24 protein-coding genes and 1 pseudogene are annotated in these 22256 nt (G+C 59.1%); 10 read left to right on the top strand and 15 right to left on the bottom strand.

The window, feature by feature from the left end:
- Window positions 1–62 precede the first annotated feature (62 nt).
- The 3 genes from U1763_RS19205 (at window position 63) to U1763_RS19195 (ending at window position 3540) form a co-directional block, all read left to right on the top strand.
- Window positions 63–518, top strand: coding sequence for an Lrp/AsnC family transcriptional regulator (locus tag U1763_RS19205; protein WP_332756529.1), 456 nt, complete (start codon window positions 63–65; stop codon window positions 516–518).
- A 447-nt stretch (window positions 519–965) separates the two neighbouring features.
- Window positions 966–3143: a sensor domain-containing phosphodiesterase gene (locus U1763_RS19200; RefSeq protein WP_332756528.1), complete on the top strand. Its 2178-nt coding sequence runs from the start codon at window positions 966–968 to the stop codon at window positions 3141–3143.
- 160 nt (window positions 3144–3303) lie between these two features.
- Window positions 3304–3540: a DUF6894 family protein gene (locus U1763_RS19195; protein WP_332756527.1), complete on the top strand. Its 237-nt coding sequence runs from the start codon at window positions 3304–3306 to the stop codon at window positions 3538–3540.
- 137 nt (window positions 3541–3677) lie between these two features.
- Here U1763_RS19195 and U1763_RS19190 read toward each other — a convergent pair whose 3' ends face one another.
- Window positions 3678–4421 carry a Crp/Fnr family transcriptional regulator gene (locus tag U1763_RS19190; RefSeq protein ID WP_332756526.1) on the bottom strand — a complete coding sequence of 248 codons (744 nt, stop codon included), beginning with the start codon at window positions 4419–4421 and terminating at the stop codon, window positions 3678–3680.
- A gap of 528 nt (window positions 4422–4949) precedes the next feature.
- Window positions 4950–5675 carry a Crp/Fnr family transcriptional regulator gene (locus U1763_RS19185; RefSeq protein ID WP_332756525.1) on the bottom strand — a complete coding sequence of 242 codons (726 nt, stop codon included), beginning with the start codon at window positions 5673–5675 and terminating at the stop codon, window positions 4950–4952.
- Between the two features lie 176 nt (window positions 5676–5851).
- Between U1763_RS19185 and U1763_RS19180 the strand changes: the two genes are divergently transcribed.
- The gene (locus U1763_RS19180; RefSeq protein WP_332756524.1) at window positions 5852–6154 is read left to right on the top strand and encodes a hypothetical protein; all 303 of its coding nucleotides are present in this window, start codon (window positions 5852–5854) and stop codon (window positions 6152–6154) included.
- Window positions 6155–6177: 23 nt separating this feature from the next.
- Window positions 6178–7198, top strand: a pseudogene (locus tag U1763_RS19175) (IS3 family transposase); the annotation flags it as partial.
- A 28-nt stretch (window positions 7199–7226) separates the two neighbouring features.
- On the opposite strand, the gene U1763_RS19170 reads toward U1763_RS19175, so the two are convergent.
- The 3 genes from U1763_RS19170 to U1763_RS19160 all read right to left on the bottom strand — a co-directional run bounded on the left by U1763_RS19170 (window position 7227) and on the right by U1763_RS19160 (window position 9503).
- A complete protein-coding gene (locus tag U1763_RS19170) occupies window positions 7227–7427 on the bottom strand; it encodes a hypothetical protein (RefSeq protein WP_332756523.1) in 201 nt (66 codons plus the stop codon).
- A 358-nt stretch (window positions 7428–7785) separates the two neighbouring features.
- On the bottom strand, window positions 7786–8250 hold the full coding sequence (locus tag U1763_RS19165) for a hypothetical protein (RefSeq protein ID WP_332756522.1): 465 nt from the start codon (window positions 8248–8250) through the stop codon (window positions 7786–7788).
- Window positions 8251–8330: 80 nt separating this feature from the next.
- The gene (locus U1763_RS19160) at window positions 8331–9503 is read right to left on the bottom strand and encodes a zinc-dependent alcohol dehydrogenase (RefSeq protein ID WP_332756521.1); all 1173 of its coding nucleotides are present in this window, start codon (window positions 9501–9503) and stop codon (window positions 8331–8333) included.
- Between the two features lie 948 nt (window positions 9504–10451).
- Here U1763_RS19160 and U1763_RS19155 point away from each other — a divergent pair.
- The 3 genes from U1763_RS19155 (at window position 10452) to U1763_RS19145 (ending at window position 11643) form a co-directional block, all read left to right on the top strand.
- The gene (locus U1763_RS19155) at window positions 10452–10769 is read left to right on the top strand and encodes a hypothetical protein (RefSeq protein WP_332756520.1); all 318 of its coding nucleotides are present in this window, start codon (window positions 10452–10454) and stop codon (window positions 10767–10769) included.
- 116 nt (window positions 10770–10885) lie between these two features.
- Complete coding sequence (locus tag U1763_RS19150; protein WP_332756519.1) at window positions 10886–11146, top strand: hypothetical protein; 261 nt, start codon at window positions 10886–10888, stop codon at window positions 11144–11146.
- Complete coding sequence (locus U1763_RS19145; RefSeq protein WP_332756575.1) at window positions 11131–11643, top strand: sensor histidine kinase; 513 nt, start codon at window positions 11131–11133, stop codon at window positions 11641–11643. The genes U1763_RS19150 and U1763_RS19145 overlap by 16 nt, the downstream gene beginning before the upstream one ends.
- A gap of 27 nt (window positions 11644–11670) precedes the next feature.
- Here the strand turns inward: U1763_RS19145 and U1763_RS19140 are convergent, their stop codons facing one another.
- From U1763_RS19140 to U1763_RS19095, 10 genes are all read right to left on the bottom strand, one after another.
- Entirely contained in the window at window positions 11671–12717 is a 1047-nt protein-coding gene (locus tag U1763_RS19140) for a patatin-like phospholipase family protein (RefSeq protein ID WP_332756518.1), read from the bottom strand.
- Window positions 12714–13751: an SDR family oxidoreductase gene (locus tag U1763_RS19135; RefSeq protein ID WP_332756517.1), complete on the bottom strand. Its 1038-nt coding sequence runs from the start codon at window positions 13749–13751 to the stop codon at window positions 12714–12716. The genes U1763_RS19140 and U1763_RS19135 overlap by 4 nt, the downstream gene beginning before the upstream one ends.
- A 5-nt stretch (window positions 13752–13756) precedes the next feature.
- Window positions 13757–14422 carry an HAD family hydrolase gene (locus U1763_RS19130; RefSeq protein WP_332756516.1) on the bottom strand — a complete coding sequence of 222 codons (666 nt, stop codon included), beginning with the start codon at window positions 14420–14422 and terminating at the stop codon, window positions 13757–13759.
- A 190-nt stretch (window positions 14423–14612) separates the two neighbouring features.
- A complete protein-coding gene (locus U1763_RS19125) occupies window positions 14613–14975 on the bottom strand; it encodes a hypothetical protein (RefSeq protein ID WP_332756515.1) in 363 nt (120 codons plus the stop codon).
- Between the two features lie 80 nt (window positions 14976–15055).
- On the bottom strand, window positions 15056–15598 hold the full coding sequence (locus tag U1763_RS19120) for a DUF4142 domain-containing protein (RefSeq protein ID WP_332756514.1): 543 nt from the start codon (window positions 15596–15598) through the stop codon (window positions 15056–15058).
- Window positions 15599–15686: 88 nt separating this feature from the next.
- Complete coding sequence (locus tag U1763_RS19115; RefSeq protein ID WP_332756513.1) at window positions 15687–16091, bottom strand: hypothetical protein; 405 nt, start codon at window positions 16089–16091, stop codon at window positions 15687–15689.
- 370 nt (window positions 16092–16461) lie between these two features.
- The gene (locus tag U1763_RS19110; protein WP_332756512.1) at window positions 16462–17202 is read right to left on the bottom strand and encodes an SDR family oxidoreductase; all 741 of its coding nucleotides are present in this window, start codon (window positions 17200–17202) and stop codon (window positions 16462–16464) included.
- 2 nt (window positions 17203–17204) lie between these two features.
- A complete protein-coding gene (locus U1763_RS19105; protein WP_332756511.1) occupies window positions 17205–19160 on the bottom strand; it encodes a hypothetical protein in 1956 nt (651 codons plus the stop codon).
- Between the two features lie 339 nt (window positions 19161–19499).
- Entirely contained in the window at window positions 19500–19673 is a 174-nt protein-coding gene (locus U1763_RS19100) for a hypothetical protein (RefSeq protein WP_332756510.1), read from the bottom strand.
- A gap of 75 nt (window positions 19674–19748) precedes the next feature.
- Window positions 19749–20603 (bottom strand): manganese catalase family protein, encoded by an 855-nt coding sequence (locus U1763_RS19095; protein ID WP_332756509.1) that lies wholly within the window; start codon window positions 20601–20603, stop codon window positions 19749–19751.
- Window positions 20604–21238: 635 nt separating this feature from the next.
- Between U1763_RS19095 and U1763_RS21145 the strand changes: the two genes are divergently transcribed.
- The gene (locus U1763_RS21145) at window positions 21239–21538 is read left to right on the top strand and encodes a transposase (RefSeq protein WP_443026944.1); all 300 of its coding nucleotides are present in this window, start codon (window positions 21239–21241) and stop codon (window positions 21536–21538) included.
- Between the two features lie 567 nt (window positions 21539–22105).
- Window positions 22106–22256, top strand: a 151-nt coding sequence (locus U1763_RS19085) for a transposase (RefSeq protein WP_503676875.1), incomplete at its 3' end; no start/stop codon positions are given.

Raw genomic sequence — 22256 nt, 5'->3', positions numbered from 1 at the left:
AATTGGCAGTGATTTGATAAAGTTTATCGCATACGCCGGTAACCATGCGAAAAGCGGTCGCCATGGATATGTTCGATCTGAAGCTGGTCGAGTTGCTGCAGCTCGATGCAAATCGACCCATGGCGGATATGGCGGAAGCTGTCGGGCTTTCGGCGCCGGCCTGCTACCGCCGTATCCGCCGGCTGCGCGAAACTGGCGTGATCGAACGAGAGATTGCGATCGTTCGGCCGCGGACGCTGGGTTGGCCACTTTCCCTGATCGTGATGGTCACACTGGAACGCGAAGACGCGCGGACCATCGATGAGATGAGGCACCTGCTACAGGTGGAGCCGGAGGTGATCGAGGCGTGGAACGTCACCGGTGATCACGACCTTGCGGTCCGGATCGTTGCGCGTGACATGGAAGGGTATGACCAACTGGCGCAGCGGCTGTTCTCGGCTAACGAGCGCGTCCGCAGCTTCAAGACGCTGGTGGTGATCCGGGAGGTGAAACCCTTCAGCCCTGTTCCTACCGACTGACCAAACGCGTTGCATCGTGGCAGTCTTCCAAAAGCACTTCTGCGTACGCGCAAAGTGCTAATCGTTGTCGCAAAAGTAGCGACATTCGAGACGTTCGAAACTTAGGACATTTGCGACGCGAACTTTTTCCATTCCTTCGCCGGCTGCTCATTACCAGGGAATCTGATCGGGAACAGGTTGTGGAAAAATTGGCTGGCTGAGACAGGTGTTCCCGCCTCGGGCCGGTGCGGCTATCTTGATCACGGTCACTTTGGAGGAAACCGGACCTATCTGACGTTGCGCGAGGAATGCCTGTTACCCACTGCTTGACGTGTTGGATCATCGCTATCGGTCAGAGCAGTATGCCTTTCAGATCCCGGATGAGAACCGTTTATATTAACTTTAGACAATGTGATCTATCAGTTTCGCGCCGATAAAGTACGTCAGTTAGCGTGTTAGGTGTGCCAGTTGTCTAATCCCATTCGCAAGCCGGCCGATGAAGAACGGCGGGTGCTCAGCTTGCCGAGCTACGACCTAGGTAGCCCTGCCACGGATGCGTTTGACCGGATCGTCGATCTTGCGGCCGATCTGTTCGATGTACCGTTCTGCCTCGTTACGCTCATGGATGATGAGCAACAGTGGCTTTACGGACAACGGGGCTTTGGTGTCTCTCAAACGCCGCGGGACATTGCGTTCTGTGCACATACGATCCTGTCCAATCAGCCGCTGATTGTTCCCGATGCAACCCTCGACGAGCGGTTTCAGTGCAATCCGCTGGTTACCGGGCCCGAGCAAATAAGATTTTACGCCGGGGCCCCGCTCGTCAGCTATGACGGCGTACGCCTTGGCGCTTTCTGCGTTCTGGATCGAAGGCCGCGGTTCGATTTTACGGCGACCAAAATTGACCGATTGATCAGCTTTGCCGGCATCGTTTCCGAACGTCTTGAAAAACACCGCACAAGCCGGACTGGCAGGATCCTCAACAGCCTTTCGGAAGCCACAGGAGTCGCCTTGGTAACATGCGACGCCGTAGGATTAATCACATACTGGAATGCGGCGGCCAGCATGCTGTTCGGGTACGAGGCATCGGACGCAATTGGGCGGCCCTTGGAGCTGATCATGCCAGCCCGCTTCCAAGCGGCGCATGCGGCTGGTCTCGCGCGCATGTCTCGATCGGCCAAACCTCGTTTGAACGGTAAGCGGGTGGAGGTAATCGCCCGGCACCGTGATGGCTCGGAGTTCCCGGCTGAGCTTGCGCTATCGGTCTGGGAGGGGCCTGGCGGTATCGAATTTGGTGGTCAAATTCACGACATTACCAAGAGGCGTGAGCGCGAGAACAGACTCCAGCATCTTGCCCTCCATGACGATCTTACCGGCCTGCTGAACCGTGGTGGTTTTCGTCAAGGCCTTGAGCAATGCTTCGAAGACCAGAATTCGGGAGCGTTGCTGGCGATCGATCTGGATGGATTCAAGCTGGTCAATGATGCGTTCGGGCATGATGCCGGGGATGCGCTTCTTCAAATGATCGCCGTTCGCATGACCGCGGTCATCGACGACGGCTTGCTGGCGCGGGTTGGGGGTGACGAATTTGCGCTACTCTTGCCCGGGTGCACGGACCTGTTCCGGATTGTGGCAGCCGCTCAAGCTTTGCTGGACGCATTTGCGGACGACTTCACGATTGGTGATCATGAAGTCTCGGTTGGAGCGAGCATCGGCATTGCGATTGCACCGTTGCATGCTGGGGAAGTCGACGAACTTATGGTTCGCGCCGACCTTGCCCTGTTCCGTGCCAAAAAGCGGGGCGGACGCGCCTATTGCCTTTTCGATACCGCGATGGCGAGCGAGCAGACGGCGCGGCGCGCCTTCAAGGACGAAATGCGCCGAGCCTATGAGCTTGGTCAGTGGCGCCTGCACTATCAACCCCAGGTCAATCTGCGTGACGGTAGGCTTATCGGCGTGGAAGCCCTGCTCCGTTGGCAACATCCCACACGCGGCCTTCTCCCGCCTGCTACCTTCATGCCGATCCTTGAGACCCATCTTGTCGCCTATGAGATCGGCTGCTGGGTCTTAAACGAGGCATGCCGGCAATTCGCTGCGTGGCGAGAGCTGGGGCTGGATGTCGGCCGGGTCGGGGTAAACTTGTTCGGCTCCCAATTTCGGGCCGGAACGCTCGAGGCGATGGTAAGCAACGCGCTAATGACGCACGCCTTGCGTCCGCAAGATCTCGAACTGGAGATTACCGAAACAATCGCCATTCGCCATGATGACGATGCGCTGCGACCGATGCGCAGCCTGTTCGACGCCGGCGTTGGAATTGCGCTGGATGATTTCGGTACCGGCTTTGCCTCGCTCAGCACGTTACAGCGCTTCCCGCTGACGCGCCTCAAAATCGATCGCTCATTCGTCATGAACATCGCAACGGACGCACAAAGTGCCGTTATCGTTGAGAATGTCGCTGCCATTGGAAAGGGCCTAGGCCTGTCGGTGATTGCCGAAGGAATAGAATCAATGGATCAGGAACGCACGCTGCTGGCGATCGGCTGCGGTGAGGGTCAGGGCTACATGTACGGCAAACCGATGGATGCCAATGCCATCATGCGCTGGACGCGGTTGCCCGGGCTGCAGCTTGTTCCAGACGTCGGATAAGCTGCCACCGGGTCGCTTTAGGTCAATGGAACGGTTAGCGCTTCCGTGCCTGGGGTTTGCACATCGTCAGTAGCTGCCGAGGATAAATGCGCAGGAACCCGGGCATGGAAAGCGGATCGAAATTTCAGACACCAGCTCAAAAGCATGTCATGATGCTGAAATGGCACGATTCTTCTTCAATCTCCATGAGCGCGGTTATGCTCTTATCGATGAGGAAGGTGCGGATTTCATAAATGCCGATGCAGCACGCCTAAACGCGCTTCATGAAGCGCGTCAGCTAATGGCAGCTGACATTTCCAACGGTCATCTATGCTTTGCTTGTCACATCGAAGTGCAGGACGAGACGGGGAATTTTATCCTGAGCGTTGCGTTTCAGGACGCCATTATATTTTTATGACGCTACTCGAGCTCCTGGCGGCTTCGTAAATACGATGGACCGACAAATCATATAACGCTTGTTCGATTCAGCTCTAAAACAGCCTTGTAACCGAGGCCGCAGCGAGCTGTTTGATTTATCGCGCTATATACGTCTACCTATCCGTGATCGGGAGTATTTCCCGGCAGCCAGGACGGCGATCTAGCAAATCTAGTTTGAAATATTGCAAGAGATCGAAGTCGGGGTTCATCGACAATTCTAAATTGCGTATGCATACCTTCGATTACGCCTGTATCATTCATCTGTCGAAGCATCCGGTTGACATGGACGTTAGTCAGGCCAAGCATATCGCCGATCTGTTCCTGAGTGAGAGGGCAATGGATGACGTTACTGTCCGCCATATTTGCCTGGCGACAGCGCACCAACAAGTCGAGCATCATCCCCGCAACGCGTTCGTAAGCCGATACCCGACCGACTTCGGCCAGCTTGTGCATTAACGATACGCGCTCCTTCTGAACGCTCAGTAGGAAGGTCGCAGCCAGCCGGGGATCGTTGACAAAAATCTGACCAAGCGTGCTGTAGGAAACTGCGCTGACCACAGCATCCGATATAGCCTCCAGGGTATCACCAGCCCGCTCGAGGCACATGCTCGACGATCCCAGCACGTCACCAGGCAAGTGGACCTTGACCAGTTGACGCTTTGCGTTGGGGAGATTGACCGCTGCGCCAACCCAACCGGAATGCAAAAGCCAAACGCACGACGTAGGCGAATCCTCTGTTCGGATTATTGCCCGCTTCTCGTAGCGCTGCGGCCGGGACGTGAGGCTTTCGAGAGCCGAGCACTGGCATACTGTGAGATCGGAAAATTCTGCGAAGCGGTGGAGGGGAAACGCAGGCGTCATACGCGATACCGGTCTAACGGGCGCACGGGCCCTACTCGTTCTCCCGCCGCGCTTGACCGATGTGTCTGAAAGGGTCTCGAACATACATCAAGATCAATGCTTAATGTTGATGATGTGGTCTCGTTTTACCCTTTCGCGCCTTGCATCTCGATCCAGCCGACCCATCTCGTAATCACTGTTTCAACAACTGGAAGGAGGTGGTCAAATGTCTCATTGTATCACGCCGCTAATGGCGAACCTTGTGAGTGCGACCCCCGCTGGCGGGGAAGTCCAGCTCTAAGGAATTAGCCGTTACTGGCTGACAATGGAAAGGCCGTCCCGGAAGGGGCGGCCTTTTGTTTTTAAACAATCTTGCAGTTCCCGAAACTCCTGTTTGAGACCGCCGGGTCCGTCCCGAACGTCGCTCCCAACTGGGAGCGGTTCAGTGGTCGACAGAGCCGGTTTCAGTAGCGAAGGATCGACGCCGCGATCTCTACAGTGTCCTGCTACAATGAACGATCGGTCGGTCGGTCGATCGGTCATGTCAGATTATCGGTCAGTTCGGCGCAGCCGGCGATGCAGATAGTTCTCGTCGAAACCTGCGATCTGAACAAGCTTCACGGGGTCCTGAATTGTCACACTGCCCCGTTTGAGCGCCATGGCTCCCGTCAAACGTAGTTCCTTGAAAACACGATTGATGTGGACCGCCGTCATGCCAAGTGCGTCAGCGAGGATCAGCTGAGATAGCGGCAACGCAAACTCCTCGTCCTCCGTCAGTCCGATAGTACGCGCGCGGAGGTAAAGCTCGCAAATCAGATGTGCGACCCGTTCTGTCGAACTGCGCCGCCCCATGCTGACGATCCAGGCCCGCATGATACCTTCATCGACAAGCTGCGCTGAATACATTGCGCTCGCTATGTTCGGATGCGCGCTCATCATCGCGTGCATCTCGTCCCTGGTAACGGTGGCAACCAGGGCAGGCGTGATCGCCTGAATGCTGTGATCCATCTCTGCCAGAAGCTTGATGTGCAGATCGCAAGCGTCACCAGGCATCAGGAACGCCATGATCTGGCGCGTCCCGCTCGGCAGGATTTTGTACCGGCACGCCCAGCCTTCAAGCACGACAAACATCGGCCCGGGTTCGTCGCCTTCGCGGATCAGATCTTTTCGGGCCGTGTATCGACGGGGCCGCGATGTCGCTTTTTCCAATGACGTAACGTCACCAGGCGTCAGCTCGGCCAACCCGCTCAATTTTTTCACAAACGGATTGATCATATGTAGCCTTACCGCCCCTGCCACGTTTAAAACATTGCCTAATGTTATTGTTCATTATTGTTGCAGGTTGATGTTTTGAGCGCGAAGGCGGGGTAGTACAGAGCATCGTCGGCCACTTTTACCAGGCGTCGCCGCTGAGAGCCACGTGTGCTCCCGCCTGTATCGAAAGTCGTCCAATGACAACCAACGACAACAACTTTGAGCAAGGGACAATCCCTTCTGTGCCCGATGCGCACGGCGCTGCGGCATTACTACTCGTCGAAAGCCTGATTCACGGCCTTTGCGAGCATTCTGTTTTGAACACAAATCAGGCTGTCGAGATTGTCGAACGCGCCGTTGAGGTTCAGTATGATCTTGCCATCGCAGCCGATGACGCAGGGGAGCCCCATTGGCATTCCCATACCTTGCTGCAATCTATCGCTGCATCGCTAGGTATCGATGCCGACGACGATCGACCATTTCCACATCTGGTTTTATAAAAAACATCGACAAGATATCGCCTACAGCTGCGACAGCGGGCGAGGAAGTGGTGCCGGCGTCCGAGTACCGAGCGCTTGAGGCGCAGGTGCGCGAACTACACCGGCTGCTCGGCAAGAAGGCTATGGAGAACGAGCTGCTCCGCGAGGCCGTGTCCCGGGCCGCAGGCCCAAAAAAACTGCTGTTGCGCTCGATCTCGTTGCTGCGGGATGGACGGTGAGCGCGGTCGCAGAGGCGGTCGGCATCACTCGCCCACACCTGTCCGCAATGCGCCATCGCCCGGCGCCCCGACCACGCGGACGACCGCCGCTGCCGGATACCGAGCTGGTCGCCGACATCCGCGCGCTCGTCGCCGATCTGCCGACCTACGGCTATCGCCGCGTTCATGCTCTGCTGCGCCGCCAGGCCGAAAAGTGCCCAATCCGAAACGCGTCTACCGCGTCATGAAGGTGCACGGGCTGCTGCTACAGCGGGCCGGCGAACGCCGCGAGGAACGGCGTCACGATGGCCGGGTCGCCGTCGATCTGCGCAATACCCGCTGGTGCTCCGACGGGTTGGAGATCACCTGCGACAATGGCGAGAAGGTGCGTGTCGCATTCGCGCTCGACTGCTGCGACCGCGAGGCCATGAGACACGTGGCGACAACGGGCGGCATCACCGCAGAGGACGTCCAGGACTTGATGGTCGCCACGGTCGAGCATCGCTACGGACAGGTGAACCGCGTACCCGAACCGATCGAGTGGCTTACCGACAACGGCAGCTGCTACACCGCTCGCAACACACGTGCGTTCGCCCGGGACATCGGGTTGATCCCGCGCACGACCCCAGTCAGCAGTCCTCAATCGAATGGCATGGCTGAGGCGTTCGTTCGCACTCTCAAGCGCGATTATGTCCGCGTGAACCCCAGGCCGGATGCGCAGAGCGTCATCGACCAACTGCCCGGCTGGTTCGCCGATTATAACGAGGTGCATCCACACCGCGCTTTGCGCTATCGATCCCCACGCAAGTTCATCGCGCAAACCTGCGAGGCTTTGTCAGGCCTTTAGGTGGCAACAACATACAAGCACAATGCTGTCAAACCTCCAAGCGTCGTGATTTTTGGTCTTCGTGAAGGTGGCTATCATCGCCTTCGATCTCGGTGCTGCTATCGTCTTCACCGCCACCGGCACCGCTCTCGCCGCCCGTGGTGTCCGATTTGTCAACCTGATTATCGTCACTATCACGCTCAATCTTAGCGTTAAAGCCTTTCTGCGTAGCGTCGTAATCTTTACCCATGATAATTTCCTAAAGCCAAAATCTGTCCGGATAGTTAATCACTGCCCTCATCAGGATCCATATCTTCCCGTCCGGGCTTTGTAACTTTCTCTGTTTTGTGAGCATCGTCGGCTGATAAAATGTCGACGTATTCCTGCTCGTTTGTGTCATTCGACCTATCAAATTCTGGGTTATTGTTAGACACCATTTAAATCCTTGATTTATGGTAAAGCCTCTATTGGCGGCATGATCATGGACCGTTTAGGTAAGCGTAGGCCTCTGTCATTGCCCGACAGTCGGGCGACATCGTGACTACGATCCAGAGGTCTACCTTTCGGGCGCATTGAACAGCACAAGCCGCTTATTTAGGCGTTCAAAGTTAGCCTGAGCCTGGCTGCTTCTGCTCTTCCTCGTACCGCGCGTCGGTACCGACTTTTCCAGTGGCCTCAGCCTCGGCGATGCCTGACGTTTCGACAACCTCGATGGCATTGCCCTTAGTCGCAATCGCATGTGGCGTGCGATCAGCATCCGGGTCAGCGGCGATCGTCGTGCGGTCACCGCCATCCGAGCCTGCGACACCGTTTCCGGCATTGCCGCCGTCTTCGCCGGCCTGGCCGCCACCGTGATAGGCGATGTCGGTCTGGCCCCCATGAGCCATGAAACCGGTGTTCGTCTCGGTCTTGCCGGCATGCGGGTTGGGATAGGACCCACCACCGCTTTCGCCGCCCTCGCTGCGGCCGTGAACGTCGGCGCCATCGGTGCCGCGCGGCGAGTCCGAGACGCCGTCAGGTGCGCCCTTGCTCTCAGGGTTGCCTGGCACGGGGGTCTGAACCTTGTCACTCATCGGTACGTCCTTCTGAATGTAGCGGATCAAAAGAGGCCGACCCGGTCCGCTCGACGGGAGCGGACCGGGTCGGGACGGGGTTACGGCCGCAGCACGACCTTGATGACACCGTCCTGCTTGTCGCGGAACTTCTGGTACATCTCGGGCGCATCCTCGAGGCTGGCCGGGTGCGTCACGACGAAGCTCGGGTCGATATCGCCCGCCTCGATCCGTGCGAGCAGCGGCTTGGTATAGGCCTGGACATGGGTCTGCCCGGTCTTGATCGTCAGCCCCTTGTTCATCATCGCGCCGATCGGGATCTTGTCGCCCATCCCGACATAGACGCCGGGAATCGAAACCGTACCGCCCATCCGGCAGCTCATGATCGCCTCGCGCAGCACGTGGACACGGTCGGTGGCGAGGAACGTTGCCGCCTTCACCTTATCGATCACCGCATCGATGGCGCCATGACCCGAAGCCTCGGCGCCGACCGCATCGATGCAGCTGTCGGGACCGCGGCCCTTGGTGCGGAACTGGAGCTCGTCATAGACGCTGTCGACCTCGGCGAAGTTGATCGTCTCCGCACCGCCGGCCTCGGCCATGGCCAGCCGCTCGGGCACCTCGTCGATCGCGATCACGCGGCCCGCGCCGAGCATCAGCGCTGACCGGATCGCGAACTGGCCGACCGGACCGCAGCCCCAGATCGCCACGGTATCGCCTGGCTCGATCTGCGCATTCTCGGCGGCCATATAGCCGGTCGGGAAGATGTCGGAGAGGAACAGCGCCTGCTCGTCGGTGATGCTATCGGGCACCTTGATCGGGCCGATATCCGCCATCGGCACGCGCAGATACTCGGCCTGGCCACCGCAATAGCCGCCCAGCATGTGGCTGAACCCGAACAGTCCGGCGGGCGAATGACCCATCGCCTTGATCGCCATCTCGGAGTTGGGATTGGTCCGCTCGCAGGCGGAGAACAGCCCCTTGCGACAAAAGAAGCAGTCGCCGCAGCTGATCGTGAACGGCACGACGACGCGGTCGCCGATCTTCAGATTGGTGACTTCGGAGCCGAGCGCGACGACCACGCCCATATTCTCGTGACCGAGAATGTCGCCTGCCTGCATGGTCGGCTGATAGCCGTCTAGCAGATGCAGGTCGGATCCGCAGATCGCACAGGCCGAGACCTTGATGATCGCATCGCGCGGATGCTTGATTTCGGGATCTGCAACAGTATCGACCCGAACATCGCCTTTTCCATGCCAAACCAGTGCGCGCATAAGTAAATTCCCGTTATGAGATTGCGGCATTTCACCCACGCGCGGCACAGCGTCGTATCAGGCAAAAATCGTAAAATAGGACGACACACCGATTATCGGCATTGCCACGCAATAGAGCTGCGGTCTCTAGTATGAGACCTTACCAGGCTCAGTTACGGCCACACGCTTGTTTAACCCAATGTACAGCGATCAATGTCGTACCATAGTTCCTAGCTTGGCCAGATTTCGCCGATTTATATTTGTTACTAATCTATATTAGTATGCAGATTAGACATCTAGGCATGACGGAGGCTATGAATTTCCAATTTTTGTGGCTAGATTATACATAACTACGTTGCAAGCGCGGTTCTCAACCAGGATAACTGCTTTAGTGAGCCGAGAATGTGTTGACGAGACTGTGAAAGACGGGGGTAGTTCGAAGATTGGAATGTTTGCAAACTTTCGCTCCGCTACAGGCGCCGTTTGCCCGCTTCGCCTTCAACGGAGTGAGTCATCTCCTTTGCCGGGCGCATAACTCAAAAGTTCGAGATGGCTTGTGCGTATCAAAGCCGTTTTCTTTGAGGCCGCCGCTACGATGGTCGATATGAACGGTATGTACGTTTCCGCCTGGGGTGAGGCTTCGCGACCGTCGGCGTGTCTTCCGCCCGACAGGTAATCCATGACCAAATTGACATAGGCAGTGAGGAGGCAGGCACCCACTCCGACGACCCACAGGGCTGTTTGAGCTGCTTATCACCGATATCGAACTGCCAACGGTAAGAACGGTCGCCAGGTCGGTAACGCTGCCCGATCGCTGCGCCCCGACTTCAAGATCCTGCTCATCACGGGGTACGCCGAGAATGCCGCGGTCGGGGATGGCGATGTCGAACCCGGTATAAGTTATTGACCAAGCTGTTCACGATTGAGGCGTTGAGCTTCAAGGTCGCCGGCATGCTGTAATAACGCGAGTTGGATGGCACCGGCACAGGTCAACAGTTCGAAAGCAAGAACGCGGTGGAATCGTACATCAACCAGAAAGGGGCATTGATGAACAAGTTTGATGAGACCTTAAAAGACCCGACAGGGCGCGATCAGGCGGAACGGCAGCTCGAGACCGTACGCCTTCGGGGCGGCATGTTCGTCGAGGCTGTACGCGTGACGCGCATGCCGATGATGGTGACCGACGCAACGCTCCCGGGCATCCTATCATCTTTGCCAATGAAGCCCTGCTCAAGCTGTCGGCCTATTCGAGCCATGAGATGCTGGGACAGGACCCGCATTTCATGAATGGCGAGGGCACCGATCCGTCCGCAATCGACAGCTACGAGACGTCCATGCGGCAAGGCTAAAACGCCACGCTGGAGATCCTGCAATACCGCAAGGACGGCAGCACGTTCCGCGCCATGCTGTTCGCGACGCCGCTTGGCGATGACGAGGGAATGGTGACCAACCATTTCCTGTCCTATCTGGACATCACCCCCCGGCATGAAGCGGAAGAAAATCTGCGACGCATGACGGAGCAACTCGAGGCGCGGGTCGCCGCACGAACGCAGGACCTGGAAGCTGCCAACCAGGTGCTGTCCCAGCTGGTCGACGAACGCGAGATGCTGGTGCGGAGGTCAATCACCGGGCGAAGAACAGTCTCGCCATCGCCGCTTCGCTGATCAGCTTACAGGCGCACCGGCAGCCGGACGATACGGTGAAATCGATGTTCATGGAGACGCAGGAGCGACTGGTCGCGATGGCTCGCGTCCATGACCTCCTGTCGAAGTCGGAAACGGCGCAGCTTGTCGATGTATCGAGTTACCTGCGCGATCTTTGCGAAGCGCATCGTCCGATCGCGGGCGACGAAGGCCGGATCCGCATCGAAACGGACCTGGAAAGCGGCATTCTCGTCGAACCAGACACCGCCGTGCCGCTCGGGATCGTCCTTACAGAGCTCATTACCAACGCCTTGAAATATGCCTTTCCGGACTCGCGGTCTGGACGTTTGCTGACCGAACTGCGCCGTCGAGACGAGGACAAGGTCGAGGTCGTCATCTGTGACGACGGTATCGGCATGGCAGGCGGGCGTGAGGGGTCGTTGGGGTATGGAATCATTCGGACGCTGGTCCGCCAGATCACGATAATATTCCCGCAGACCCGCGACGAAGCGAAGTGACCGGGGTGCGGTTCGATGCGAAAACCTTTACTCGGACGTGCCAGCCCCTGCGATGTCGACGACGCTGAGACCCGGGACGGCAATCGATAGAGCGCCTGCCTCGATTCCGGCGACGACCAGCATGCCCGCCCGGCGCCCCGCCGACCAGCGCTGTTCGATGGTGACGGCCGAGAAGTCGAGCGCCTTTCCCGCAACCTCGTCATCCTGCTCGGTATAGGCAAGCCGGACGAGCGAGAGCGCGAAATCCCGACGGTCGGCATGGGCGGCCTGCCACCGGTCCATCGTGCGACGGGACTGCGCGGCGAAGATCAAATCCTGCAGGCGGCTGGCGGCCTCACCCAGCGTGGTCGGCCTCGGCCCGTGCAGCGGCAATAGGTCGACCGCGATGCACAGTGTCGGCCTTGCGGGCGGATCGCCAAGTACCGGATCGAGGGGGAGATTCGCGGATAATCCTCCATCGACCAGTCCGCGGCCATCGATCTCGACCGCTGGAAACGCGACCGGTAGCGCCGCACTGGCGCGGACATGCTCGGCGCGGATCTGCAGGTCGGCGGTGTCGAACACGACGTCATCCCCGGTGTCGAGGTCGACCGCGGTTGCGGTATAACGGCAGGGGCCGGTGTTAAGACGGTCGAAATCCACCAGCGTTTCCAGCGTGGCAGCAAGCTGGTTGGTCTCAAAGATCGACGGCTGGTTGTCCGCCCAGGGCGTCATTGCGGAGAGAAGCGGTCCAAAAATACCGGGCCGACCCAACATCGCGGACCATCCTACCGCAGTCGTCCGCCGGCTCGTTTCGAACATGCTCGGCCATGCAAACGGCGGTGCCGACAGCGGTGGGGCGGGCCGCCAGAAAGTGCGCAAGGTCTCGATCCGGCGATCCGGCGCAGAACCTGCGATCAGCGCGCCGTTGATCGCACCGATCGATGCGCCGATGATCCAGTCGGGCCGCAGCCCGTGATCGTGTAACGCTTCGTACACGCCCGCTTCGAACGCGCCCAAGGCATTTCCTCCGCCGAGGACCAGCACGACATCGAAGTCGCGCCCGGCCCCTGCCCTTGCCGCATCCGGCGTCAACCGCGGGTATCCCTCGGGCGACTGAGCGCCACCGCGACACCGGCACCCAGCACGCCTAGCGCCAATAATGCTGGATGGAGCTTCTGGACCTGTAACGCGACGCTTGATTTGCGGGCGTGAAGATTTTGGCTACCGCGCAAAGCATCGACGCGCGGCGCATAAAGAATATCGCGGCGCAACGGATCGCCGGGATCGTCCGGCTTCTGCTGCGCGGACGTGCCGACCAGTTCCATGATTTTGTCGCTAAGCCGCGGTGCTGCGCGCGCCAGGAGCGAGGACATCAGCCCCCCGCCCCCTGCATACAGCGTCCGCCGCGGCGTTGCGCAGGCGAAAAGCACCGCGTCGGCGACGACCGAGGGCGCGTAGAGTGGTGGTGGCAGCCGTGGCGGCTGAACCATGAAGTTGCGCGCGTGTTCGGGGAACGGCGTGTCGATCGCGCCGGGCTTGATTAGCGTCACTGAGATGTCCGCCCCCTCCTGCTCCAGCTCCATGCGCAACGTATCGGTCAGGGCCTGGACCGCATGCTTGGTCGCGCAATACGGGCCCTGCTGGACGATCGCACGGTCGCTGAGGATCGACCCGATATTGATTATCGCGCTCCCATGCGCGCGCCCGTGCGTCCCGGCGCGCGTCCGCAGATGCCGTGCTGCAACGAGCGATCCGTGCAGCACGCCGAAATAATTGACGTCGAACACGCGACGATGGTCGTCGACCGGTACCTGCTCGAGCGTGCCGTAGGTGCCGGTGCCGGCGTTGTTGACCCAGCTGTCGAACCCGCCGAACGCGTCGATGGCGACGGTGGCGATACGCTCCACCGCCGCCATGTCGCTGACGTCGGCGACGCAGATCGCGATACGCGCTCCCTCGGCGGTGAGGCGATCGCGCAGGATCTCCAGCGCCGCCTCGTTACGCGAGGAGGCGACAACGGCTGCACCGCGCCGTACGGCCTCTTCGACCGTTGCGAGACCGTTGCCGCTGGTTGCGCCGGTAACGACGATAACCTGATCACGCAGCGGTTTGAGCGTAATTGCCATGTCTATCAGCGTCCCAGCGGTGAGGTTGCATAATCAGCGAGCAGCGCCGCCACGTCGTCGTAGATCGCAATCGCACCTGCATCGCGCAGTTGCTCGTCCGCGAACTTGCCAGATCGGACTGCCACCGCGGCAATACCGCATTTGGCCGCAGCTTCGATGTCATAGGGGGTATCGCCTACCACGATCACGTCGGACGGATCGATCCCTGGCAGCTTTTCGAGCGCGGTCGCGAAGATATCCGGCGCAGGCTTGGTCTTCTCTACATCGTCGCTGCTCGTCGTCGCAGCGATCAGGTCGCGCGCGTCGAGCAGGTCGATATAATGGTCGAGCTCGGATCCCGACGCGGATGACGCCAATACGACGCGTTGGCCAAGCCCGTGCGCATGCGCGAGCAAATCGCGCGCCTGCGCGAACGGCTTGGCCGCCTCCAGGTATTTCGCCTTGAAGATCGCGCCATGCGCGTCGCCCAGCTTGTCTACCTCATCGTCGCCGAAGTCCGGCAGTAGCGTAGGCACCAGCATGTCGGTCCCCTTGCCTATCTGGTCGTGAATGATCTGGCGGTCGAACGACGCGCCTACGCCGGCAAACGCCTCCTCCCAGGCGAGAACGTGCATGTCGTTCGTATCGACCAGCGTACCGTCGATATCGAAGAGAATGGCCTTGATGCGCATGGATGTCCTGCAATCTTGATCGAGAATTTTCGGCGACGCGACAGCGGAGTGTGCCAATTTTCTGGCAGGCCGGCCGTGGTCCTGGCGGGGTCGGCTATTTCAGAAGGGAGAGCGATCTGGACTCGGAAGGCGCGATATCCCATGAGATCCAAGCGGCTTTTCGGTTGCCCCTACGGCAAACCCCTAAGCCTTAACGCTTGGGACTTTGCGTCTCGCGAACTTCGCCGCCGCCACCCGTGGTGTTTGCACCATAATCCTCGGTCGGGTTCCCACCGCCCGCGCCAGCACCACTGCCGTGTACCTCGCCGGTCTTCTCGTCGATGTACGCGCGACGTCCTGCATCGGTTGGGATGCTTTCGCCAGGTGCCGCATTCGACGCCAGGACATTCGCTTCACGATTGCCGCGACTTGCGCCGACTTCGACGTTGCGAGGTTGCGTCTTCTCGTAGCTGTCATATTCCTCGCCGGAATAATGACCCTCCGTTCCGTCCTTGTTACCGACGAGCTTGGGGCCGGAATCCGTTTCGGGCGATGGCAGTGGGGTGGTGACCATAATCTACTCCCGCTCGTCAATTTTCGAGCCTCGTGCGAACCTGAACGGCTTGAAGCGCGGTGGACGGCGCTCCATAACACTTACATGCCCGACATTTTGGCCATGGGCTTGCCGTTCTGCAGCTTCATCGCAGCGTCCAAATGCTGCTTGACGATCGGCACCGCGGCTTTGGCCGACATCCGAAGCGGGGCCTGATCACCGCCGGTCGAATAGCTACGGTGAAGATCGAGCGCAGCCTGATGCGCCGGAATCTGCTGCCCGATGTAAAGGCGATCGAAGTCCACTGCGGGGGCGGACTGCAACTCGTTAATCGAAGCGGTAGCGCCGGGGTCAAGAACGGGCGGTGTAGGGGTGAGTCCCGCCTTCGTCGCAGCTCTCAACGTTGCCGCAGTCGTTGCCTGATGGTGCTTGATCAGCATGGAGGCGAACCGGCGCACTGCAGGCGTCTGGGACTTCTGCAACGCCACTTGGCTCGAGTTGATCTCATAAAGGTCACTCATACCCGCGGCCATCACATAGGGCATTGCCGCAGTCTTTGCTTCAGCCGGCGGTGGTGGTGGCGGCGTCTGCGCCAGCGCTACGGTGGACGTTGCGGCAGCGAGCAACAGGACGACGTACTTCATTGGCATCGTTTTTCTCCGAACGTGTTCATAGTGAATTGGCGTATTAAGCTGGCCGGTAAGCCAAAAGGCGTTGCGCGATCCCCGCCCGCTAAGGCCTTGATCCGACGATCGCAGCTAATGACCCGTCAGGATTGCGACCGCCTCGCGCGAGCGCCTCGTCCTGTTGCGACTGCCGGACCTGATCCTGGGCGCCCTCGCGGGGCAGCGGGATCAGCACTTCCGCGATCCCGCCGACGCCGGCAGACCCGTGCAAGGCATTGGAAATCTCGGTATCGAAGTCGCCGCGTTCGATGCCGTCCCGAACGTTTACCAGATAGTCGGCGAAGCGGTCGGCAGGGATGAAATTCGTCGTCTGCCCGCCGATGGTGAGCGCTGCACCGTTGCGGGTTGTTGGCGTGAACGCCACGTGATCGCCGTCGCGCAGGAACCAGGGTCCGCTCAGCACGCCGTCGGTCGCCCACGCCTGCTCTGCAAGATGCAAATCCTGAAGCACGTCCGCGCGATCGGATGTGATGTCCCCAGCCCCCGTCGAGACAAGGGATCGCAGCCCAGCGGCCACGGATTCGACGATATGATCCAGTGCCACAAGCCAACTCCTGCCAATAAATACTAAGCCCCAATCCGCTCCAATTAATAACGTACTCGATGATGAATTGTTCACACGATCCGTACTGATCTAAATCTATGATTAGATTTTCAATTGATTCATCAACGTTCGTTGCGGCGCATGAATATTTATACAGAGCTACTAGGTTTGCATCGTTTCAGTATCCAAAAAATTTTCTGATTTACGACCTAAGCCACGCTAACCTATATCAACGTGAACGAGCATTACGACGTTGAAACGTATCAGTGCCGAGGGATCAGCTTGTCTTCTGAATACGAGGTTCGATCCGCAGATTGACTATGTCCGCGCTGGCAGACCGGGTCAGCACGAACGCGATCGTCTCGGCGACCTCGACGGCATGAAGCATCCTGTGATCCGCGACCGCCTGCGCTTTTTGCTCTGCGCTACATTCCTGCATCGGCGTGTCGACCGAGCCGGGCTGGATAACGCTGACCTTGATGTTTTTCTCGGCGACTTCCTTGCGCAGCGTTTCCGCAAACGCCTGGATGCCAGCCTTGGTCGCCGAGTAGACGCTCTCGCCGGCAGCCTTGATCTCGGTGCTGATCGATCCGACGAACACCAGATGCCCGCCGCCCTGCGCACCCATGCGGAGGATCGCGCGTCGGGCGCTGGCGAGCGTTCCGATCAGATTCGTCTCGACCACGTACCGCCAGGCGTCCTCATCCATTTCATGGATCGGCTCGGCGCCGAGCGCGGCACAGGTCACGAGCATGTCGATCCCACCCAGCGTCGCATCGACAGTATCGAACACCCGGTCGATGCCTTCCTTCGTGGCGACGTCGGCAATGAGTCCATCGGCACGGCCGCGTCCGGTTCGTGCCTCGATAAGCGCGTTGTCGAGTTCCAGCTGGTGTCTGCCGAACGTCAAGACCCGTGCGCCTTCCGCAACGAGCATTGCAACGGTCGCGCGGCCGATGCCGGTCGTACCGCCAGTGACGAGAATCCGCTTGCCGTCGAGACTGATGTGATCTTGCATGCCTATTCCCAGTTTAGGATGAGACGACCGCTCGCGGGCACATGATAGGCCACGCGGTCGTTGGAGGTTTCATAGGGTCGCAGGACGTCGCCGCTGACCGCTGTCACCGTGATCTTGCCGAGCTTGCGTCGCGCCAGCCGCACCACGCTCAAATGCGCGTTGCAGGTCTCGCCGCCATCGAGCGTCAACGTCAACGCGCGGTCGCCAGTCCGCTCCATCGCGCGCACGAAATGATCGCAATACAGGCGGAACGGCGCGCCCTCGACGGGGTGCACGCTGTGCGTCGCGAAGATGAACGCAGCGCCAGCACCGTAGACCTCCTGCCCGACCTGCCCGGCAAGCTGGCCGTCGGGGTACAGGTCCTCGAGCGGAAACGAGAGCTTGCGGTCGATATGGCCGTTGGTCTCGCGCTGCTTCGGCGACAGCACTTCGGGAGGCAGCGCATCGGGGTAATAATACCAGGCGCGATCGAGCGCGTATTTGCAGAATTCCGAGATCAGCATTCGCGCGGCGGGTTCGAGATCGGGGCCGCTATCGGCCAGATAGCGTTCGAACGCCGAGAAGGAATCGAAGCATTCGTAGATCGCCATGTACGGCGCATCCTGCAGGCAGGTCACGCCGAGGAAATTGCGGTAGTGCACCGCAAGTTCGATCTCGCTCTCCCAGATTTCGCAATTGTGGAAGAAGCTCGCGAGATACACGTAGCTCTGCTCGACATAGACCGGCTGGTTCGTGATCCGCCACAGCCGCATGCAGGCCGCAGAACCCCACGCGGTCAGGTTCGCCTGGTAATTGACGTTGAAGCGCAGGCCCATCGCCGCGTCGATCGCGTTGCGCGCCTCGTCGAGGTAGCGCTTGTCGTCGGTTAGCTCGAACGCCTGCAACATCACCCAGGCATAGATGCCACCGACGTCGGTCTGCCCGCGGCCATCCGCGCCCGCGACCTCAGTGATGATGCTGAAATCGGTAACCTTGTACTGGACCGGCCATTTGTACTCGAAGTGCCGCGCCGCCTCTATCCCGAAATTGAGCGACTTCAGCAGCAGCGCCTTCGCGTCCTCGTCGCCGTCGAGCGCTAGCACGCCGAGATTGAGCATCGGGTGGTAGAGATACCAGCTGTCGACCGCATCGGCGTCCTTGTCGTCCCCGACATTCGGGAGATAGCGCCGCAGCGACTTCAGTTTGGAATCGTAGAATTTTTCTAACCCCGCCTTGAACTCCGCCTCTAGCGGATGCGGCATGCCCGACCATTTTCCCCAGGCGTGGATCGACGCAACGATCGACATCTGAACCATGATGTCGGGATATTCGGCGTTCGTGTAGGGGTGAATATAGCGATGACCGTAATGCTCGATCGTCGCCTCGGGCGCTTGATCGAGATCGCGCAGCGTCCGCTCTGCACGGTCGACCCAGTCGTGATACTCGATGTGCGGCAGCTCGAGCAGTTGATACGCGACCCCCAGCATCTGCAGAAACCGTCGTGCGGACTCGCGCTCGTGCGGGGGCGCGTCGTGCCGGAATACCAGGATCGCGTCGGACAGCGTCACCTCGACGCCGGCCGCCAGTGCCTCGGTCGGCGGGGTCTCGGTCTGCGGTGGCGTGGGTAGCAGATAGCCGAGCTCGGGCCATACCCCGCCGACCGCACCGTCCGGCGTCGTCTTGGTAGCGCGGTAATAATCGTTCATCGCAGTGAGGTTCTGAAAATAGAGCACGCTGCCGAAGGCGGGTTCGTCCATCCGGAAATACAGGACGCCGGCATTGAGCTTCCGCTGCTCCGCCTCGATGGTCCCGCTTGCCCCGAGCGGATCCCCCTTGGCATCAAGGGGATAGAGATCGCGCGGCATGAACGGGATCAACGTGTCTGCATCGGGGGTCAAGTGCACCGTCATGCGCAGGTTCTCCAGCGCGCTTGTACCGGCACGAAACACGAGGATGTAGCGACCAACGGAACTGACCACGCTGACGCGTGACGTTTCGCCGGGCTGCGGCTTTAAAGCTCGGCACGTGAAGGGCGCGCCAAGATGAACAGCTCTGAGTGCAATGCCCCCCTGCCCCGGTCGGCGAATGATCGCCCAGACGGAGTCGGCTGAAGAACATACATCGACGGTAAGTTCACCAAGTTGGAATTTGGTGATAGTCTTCGTGTCCTTGGACTCAACGACCTGGCGTACTGCGAGGACATAGGGACTGACGGCATCAGTCTCAGGGTTTAGTGTTTCCGTTGCCATTTTAGTATCTTACATCCGCTACTGATCGGCATGTTCGCCGAATTTAAATCGCATGTCTTGTGACGGCTTCTATTCCCGTTCGAGGGCACTCCCAGCCTTGCTATCCGACGATTTCTTCACATCGTGCAGATTCAGACCGACGAAGGCGATCACGACCAAGGTCACGATGGCGATCATAACGGTCGCCGTAATACGCGTCAGGCGTTTGTCGTGATGCTGATCCTTAGGCATTTCCGTGGACATGATACTCCCCCACTTACGAGATCCGATATCTGGCCGACGTATCGAGAGGGGACATCGCTGCCCCCTCTAGAAACCTCACCCGATCTGCTGATTCTGCGCACCACTGTCGGGACGCGCAGGTCCAAGGACCGGTACGTCGCCCAGCGGTTCGTTACGGAACACGGTGAATTCGCCCTTGCCGTCGATCGACGGACCCGACGTCCAGCGACCCTCCGGGAACGTCCCGTCGACCGAAGTCGCGTAGAAGTTGTAGTTGTTCTGCTGGTCTTCCATGTCCTGCGGAAAGCTGTTGGGAACCGGCAGGTTGACCGCCTCGGCGCCGAGTTCCTCGATAACAGCGAGCCACTGCTGCTGGTGCATGGTGTCGCGCGCGATCATGTAATGTAGCATCTTCTTCATGCCCTCATCCTGCGTGGCGTTGAACAGCCGCACGGCGAGCACGCGGCCGGTGCTTTCGGCAGCGACATTGCAGTACATGTCGGCAGCGATGTTACCGCTTGCGTAGATGTGGCTCATATTGAACGGCACGCCGTCGGAATCCATCGGCATCGCGGCTAAACCTGCCGACAGCAAGTTCTTGTGGATGATGCCTTCGATGCTCTGGCGCGGGTTTTCGCCGCCCATGACGGCACCGACGATGCTGTCCTTTACGCCTTCTTCCTGCAGCGCGGCGGGAGCCTTGTCGAGATTGAGCGCGACAGCCGTCGCCAGCATCTCGATATGGCCGATTTCCTCGGTCGCGGTGTGCAGCAGCATGTCGCGATACTTCGTGGTCGGCGCCCGGTTGCCCCAAGCCTGGAAAAAATACTGCATGCAAACGCGGATTTCGCCCTCGACACCGCCGATCGCCTGCTGAAGCATGCGCGCGAACGCCGGGTCTGGATTGGTGACCTGTACGGGGTACTGCAGCTTATTGTCATGATAATACATGAAATACTCCGAGGTTTTTGAATATCGCCTTGGCTGGCAACTCGGTCTGAACGTATAAGCACAAGAGGGTTTCCAGCATTTTTGGGTATGCTAATTTATGTTAGCAAGTTTCTGGCTGGAAAATCTGCGTACTTCAGTAAAGATGAATAGATTATCTCACCAATACCTCTCTTCGGCGAGCGTCATGATCCAAATCAACACATTTTGTTGTCAAGATAAAACTATAGTATTAGTAGTTGATGATGATTATTATGACTGCGTTAGGCTTTAACCCATTCAGGCTATTGATCTGAACGGGGCGTCCTGATTCACAGAGTGTGTGACGATGGAGGCGGTACATGGCGTTGTTCTGGTTGTCGGACGAGGCGTGGACGGCAATCGAGCCGCATTTGCCGACGAACCAGCCTGGCGCCCGTCGGGTCGATGACCGGCGGGTGATTTCGGGTATTATCCACGTGCTGAAGGCTCGCGATGGTGCGACTGCCCGGCGGACTACGGTCCTTCGACGACAATCTATAATCGCTTCAACCGTTGGTCGCAGCGGGGGTTCTGGTTGCAATTACTCGCTGCGCTGGTCGACGCCGGCGTGGTGACAAAGAGCACCGCGATCGACAGTACGTATATCAAGATCCAGCGTGCCGCATTCGGCGCAAAAGGGGCGCTCGGCGCAAGCGATCGGGCGGTCGTGGGGCGGCTGGACCACGAAGATCCATGCGCTCACCGACGTTGTCGGTCGTTCCTACTCGCTGATGCTGACACCGGGCAACGTCAGCGACATCAAGGCCGCGCCCGCCCTTCTCGGACGCGCCAGTCGAATCCGATACCTGCTAGGTGATAGAGGCTACGATGCCATCAGCCTGCGCCGTTCCCTTCGGGAGGCAGGCGCTATCCCCGCCATTCCTGGACGCTGCAACCGAAAGCGAACCATTCGCTAGGACAAACAGCGATACCGAGGCCGCCACCTCATCAAGAACGACTTCTGTCTCCTGAAGGACTTCCGCCGCATCGCTACCCGTTACGACAAGCTCGCGGCTAACTTCCTGTCCGCTGCCGCGCTCGCCACAGCGGTCGCCTTTTGGCTATGAATGAGTCTGAGCCCTAGCCAGCCTGTCCGACGCCCCGGTCACTACGTCGCAGCGCTGGAGTGAGCAGCTTTATAAATTGAAGCTGATCAACCGGGTCACGGACTCTACCGACCGCCAGCGCGCTGAAATCTCGCTCAGCCAATCCCGCGATCGGGCAATGTCAGCGTATTCGCGCGCGCTCGAACATTCTTGATTTTGTGCTGGTAATTCAGATCGGCAGGACGTTTTTCGCTACCAAAAAAAGCAGATAATCTCGAAAGCCGTTCCGGTCGCGTTGGTTGAGTATCAACGGTTTACCGCCAAACGGTCATACTAACCTGATGCAGTATATTAATATTGGTCATTGACCTATTTTAATCTCAACTGAACCGCACCGGGTTTGTCGGAGGCTCCAACTCCTGAGAAGGTGGAGCCTGTATGAGCAAGACAACGAACAAGTTTGCGCCGGAAATTCGCGAACGCGCGGTACGTATGGTTTTCGACCACGAGCGGGATCACCCCTCGCGATGGGCAGCGGTGGTGTCGATCGCGGAGAAGATCGGCTGCGTTCCGCAGACGCTGCATGAGT

Source organism: Sphingomonas sorbitolis, assembly GCF_036663875.1.
In the GTDB taxonomy this organism is placed as follows: domain Bacteria; phylum Pseudomonadota; class Alphaproteobacteria; order Sphingomonadales; family Sphingomonadaceae; genus Sphingomonas.
This window is presented reverse-complemented; position numbering and strand designations above follow the sequence as displayed.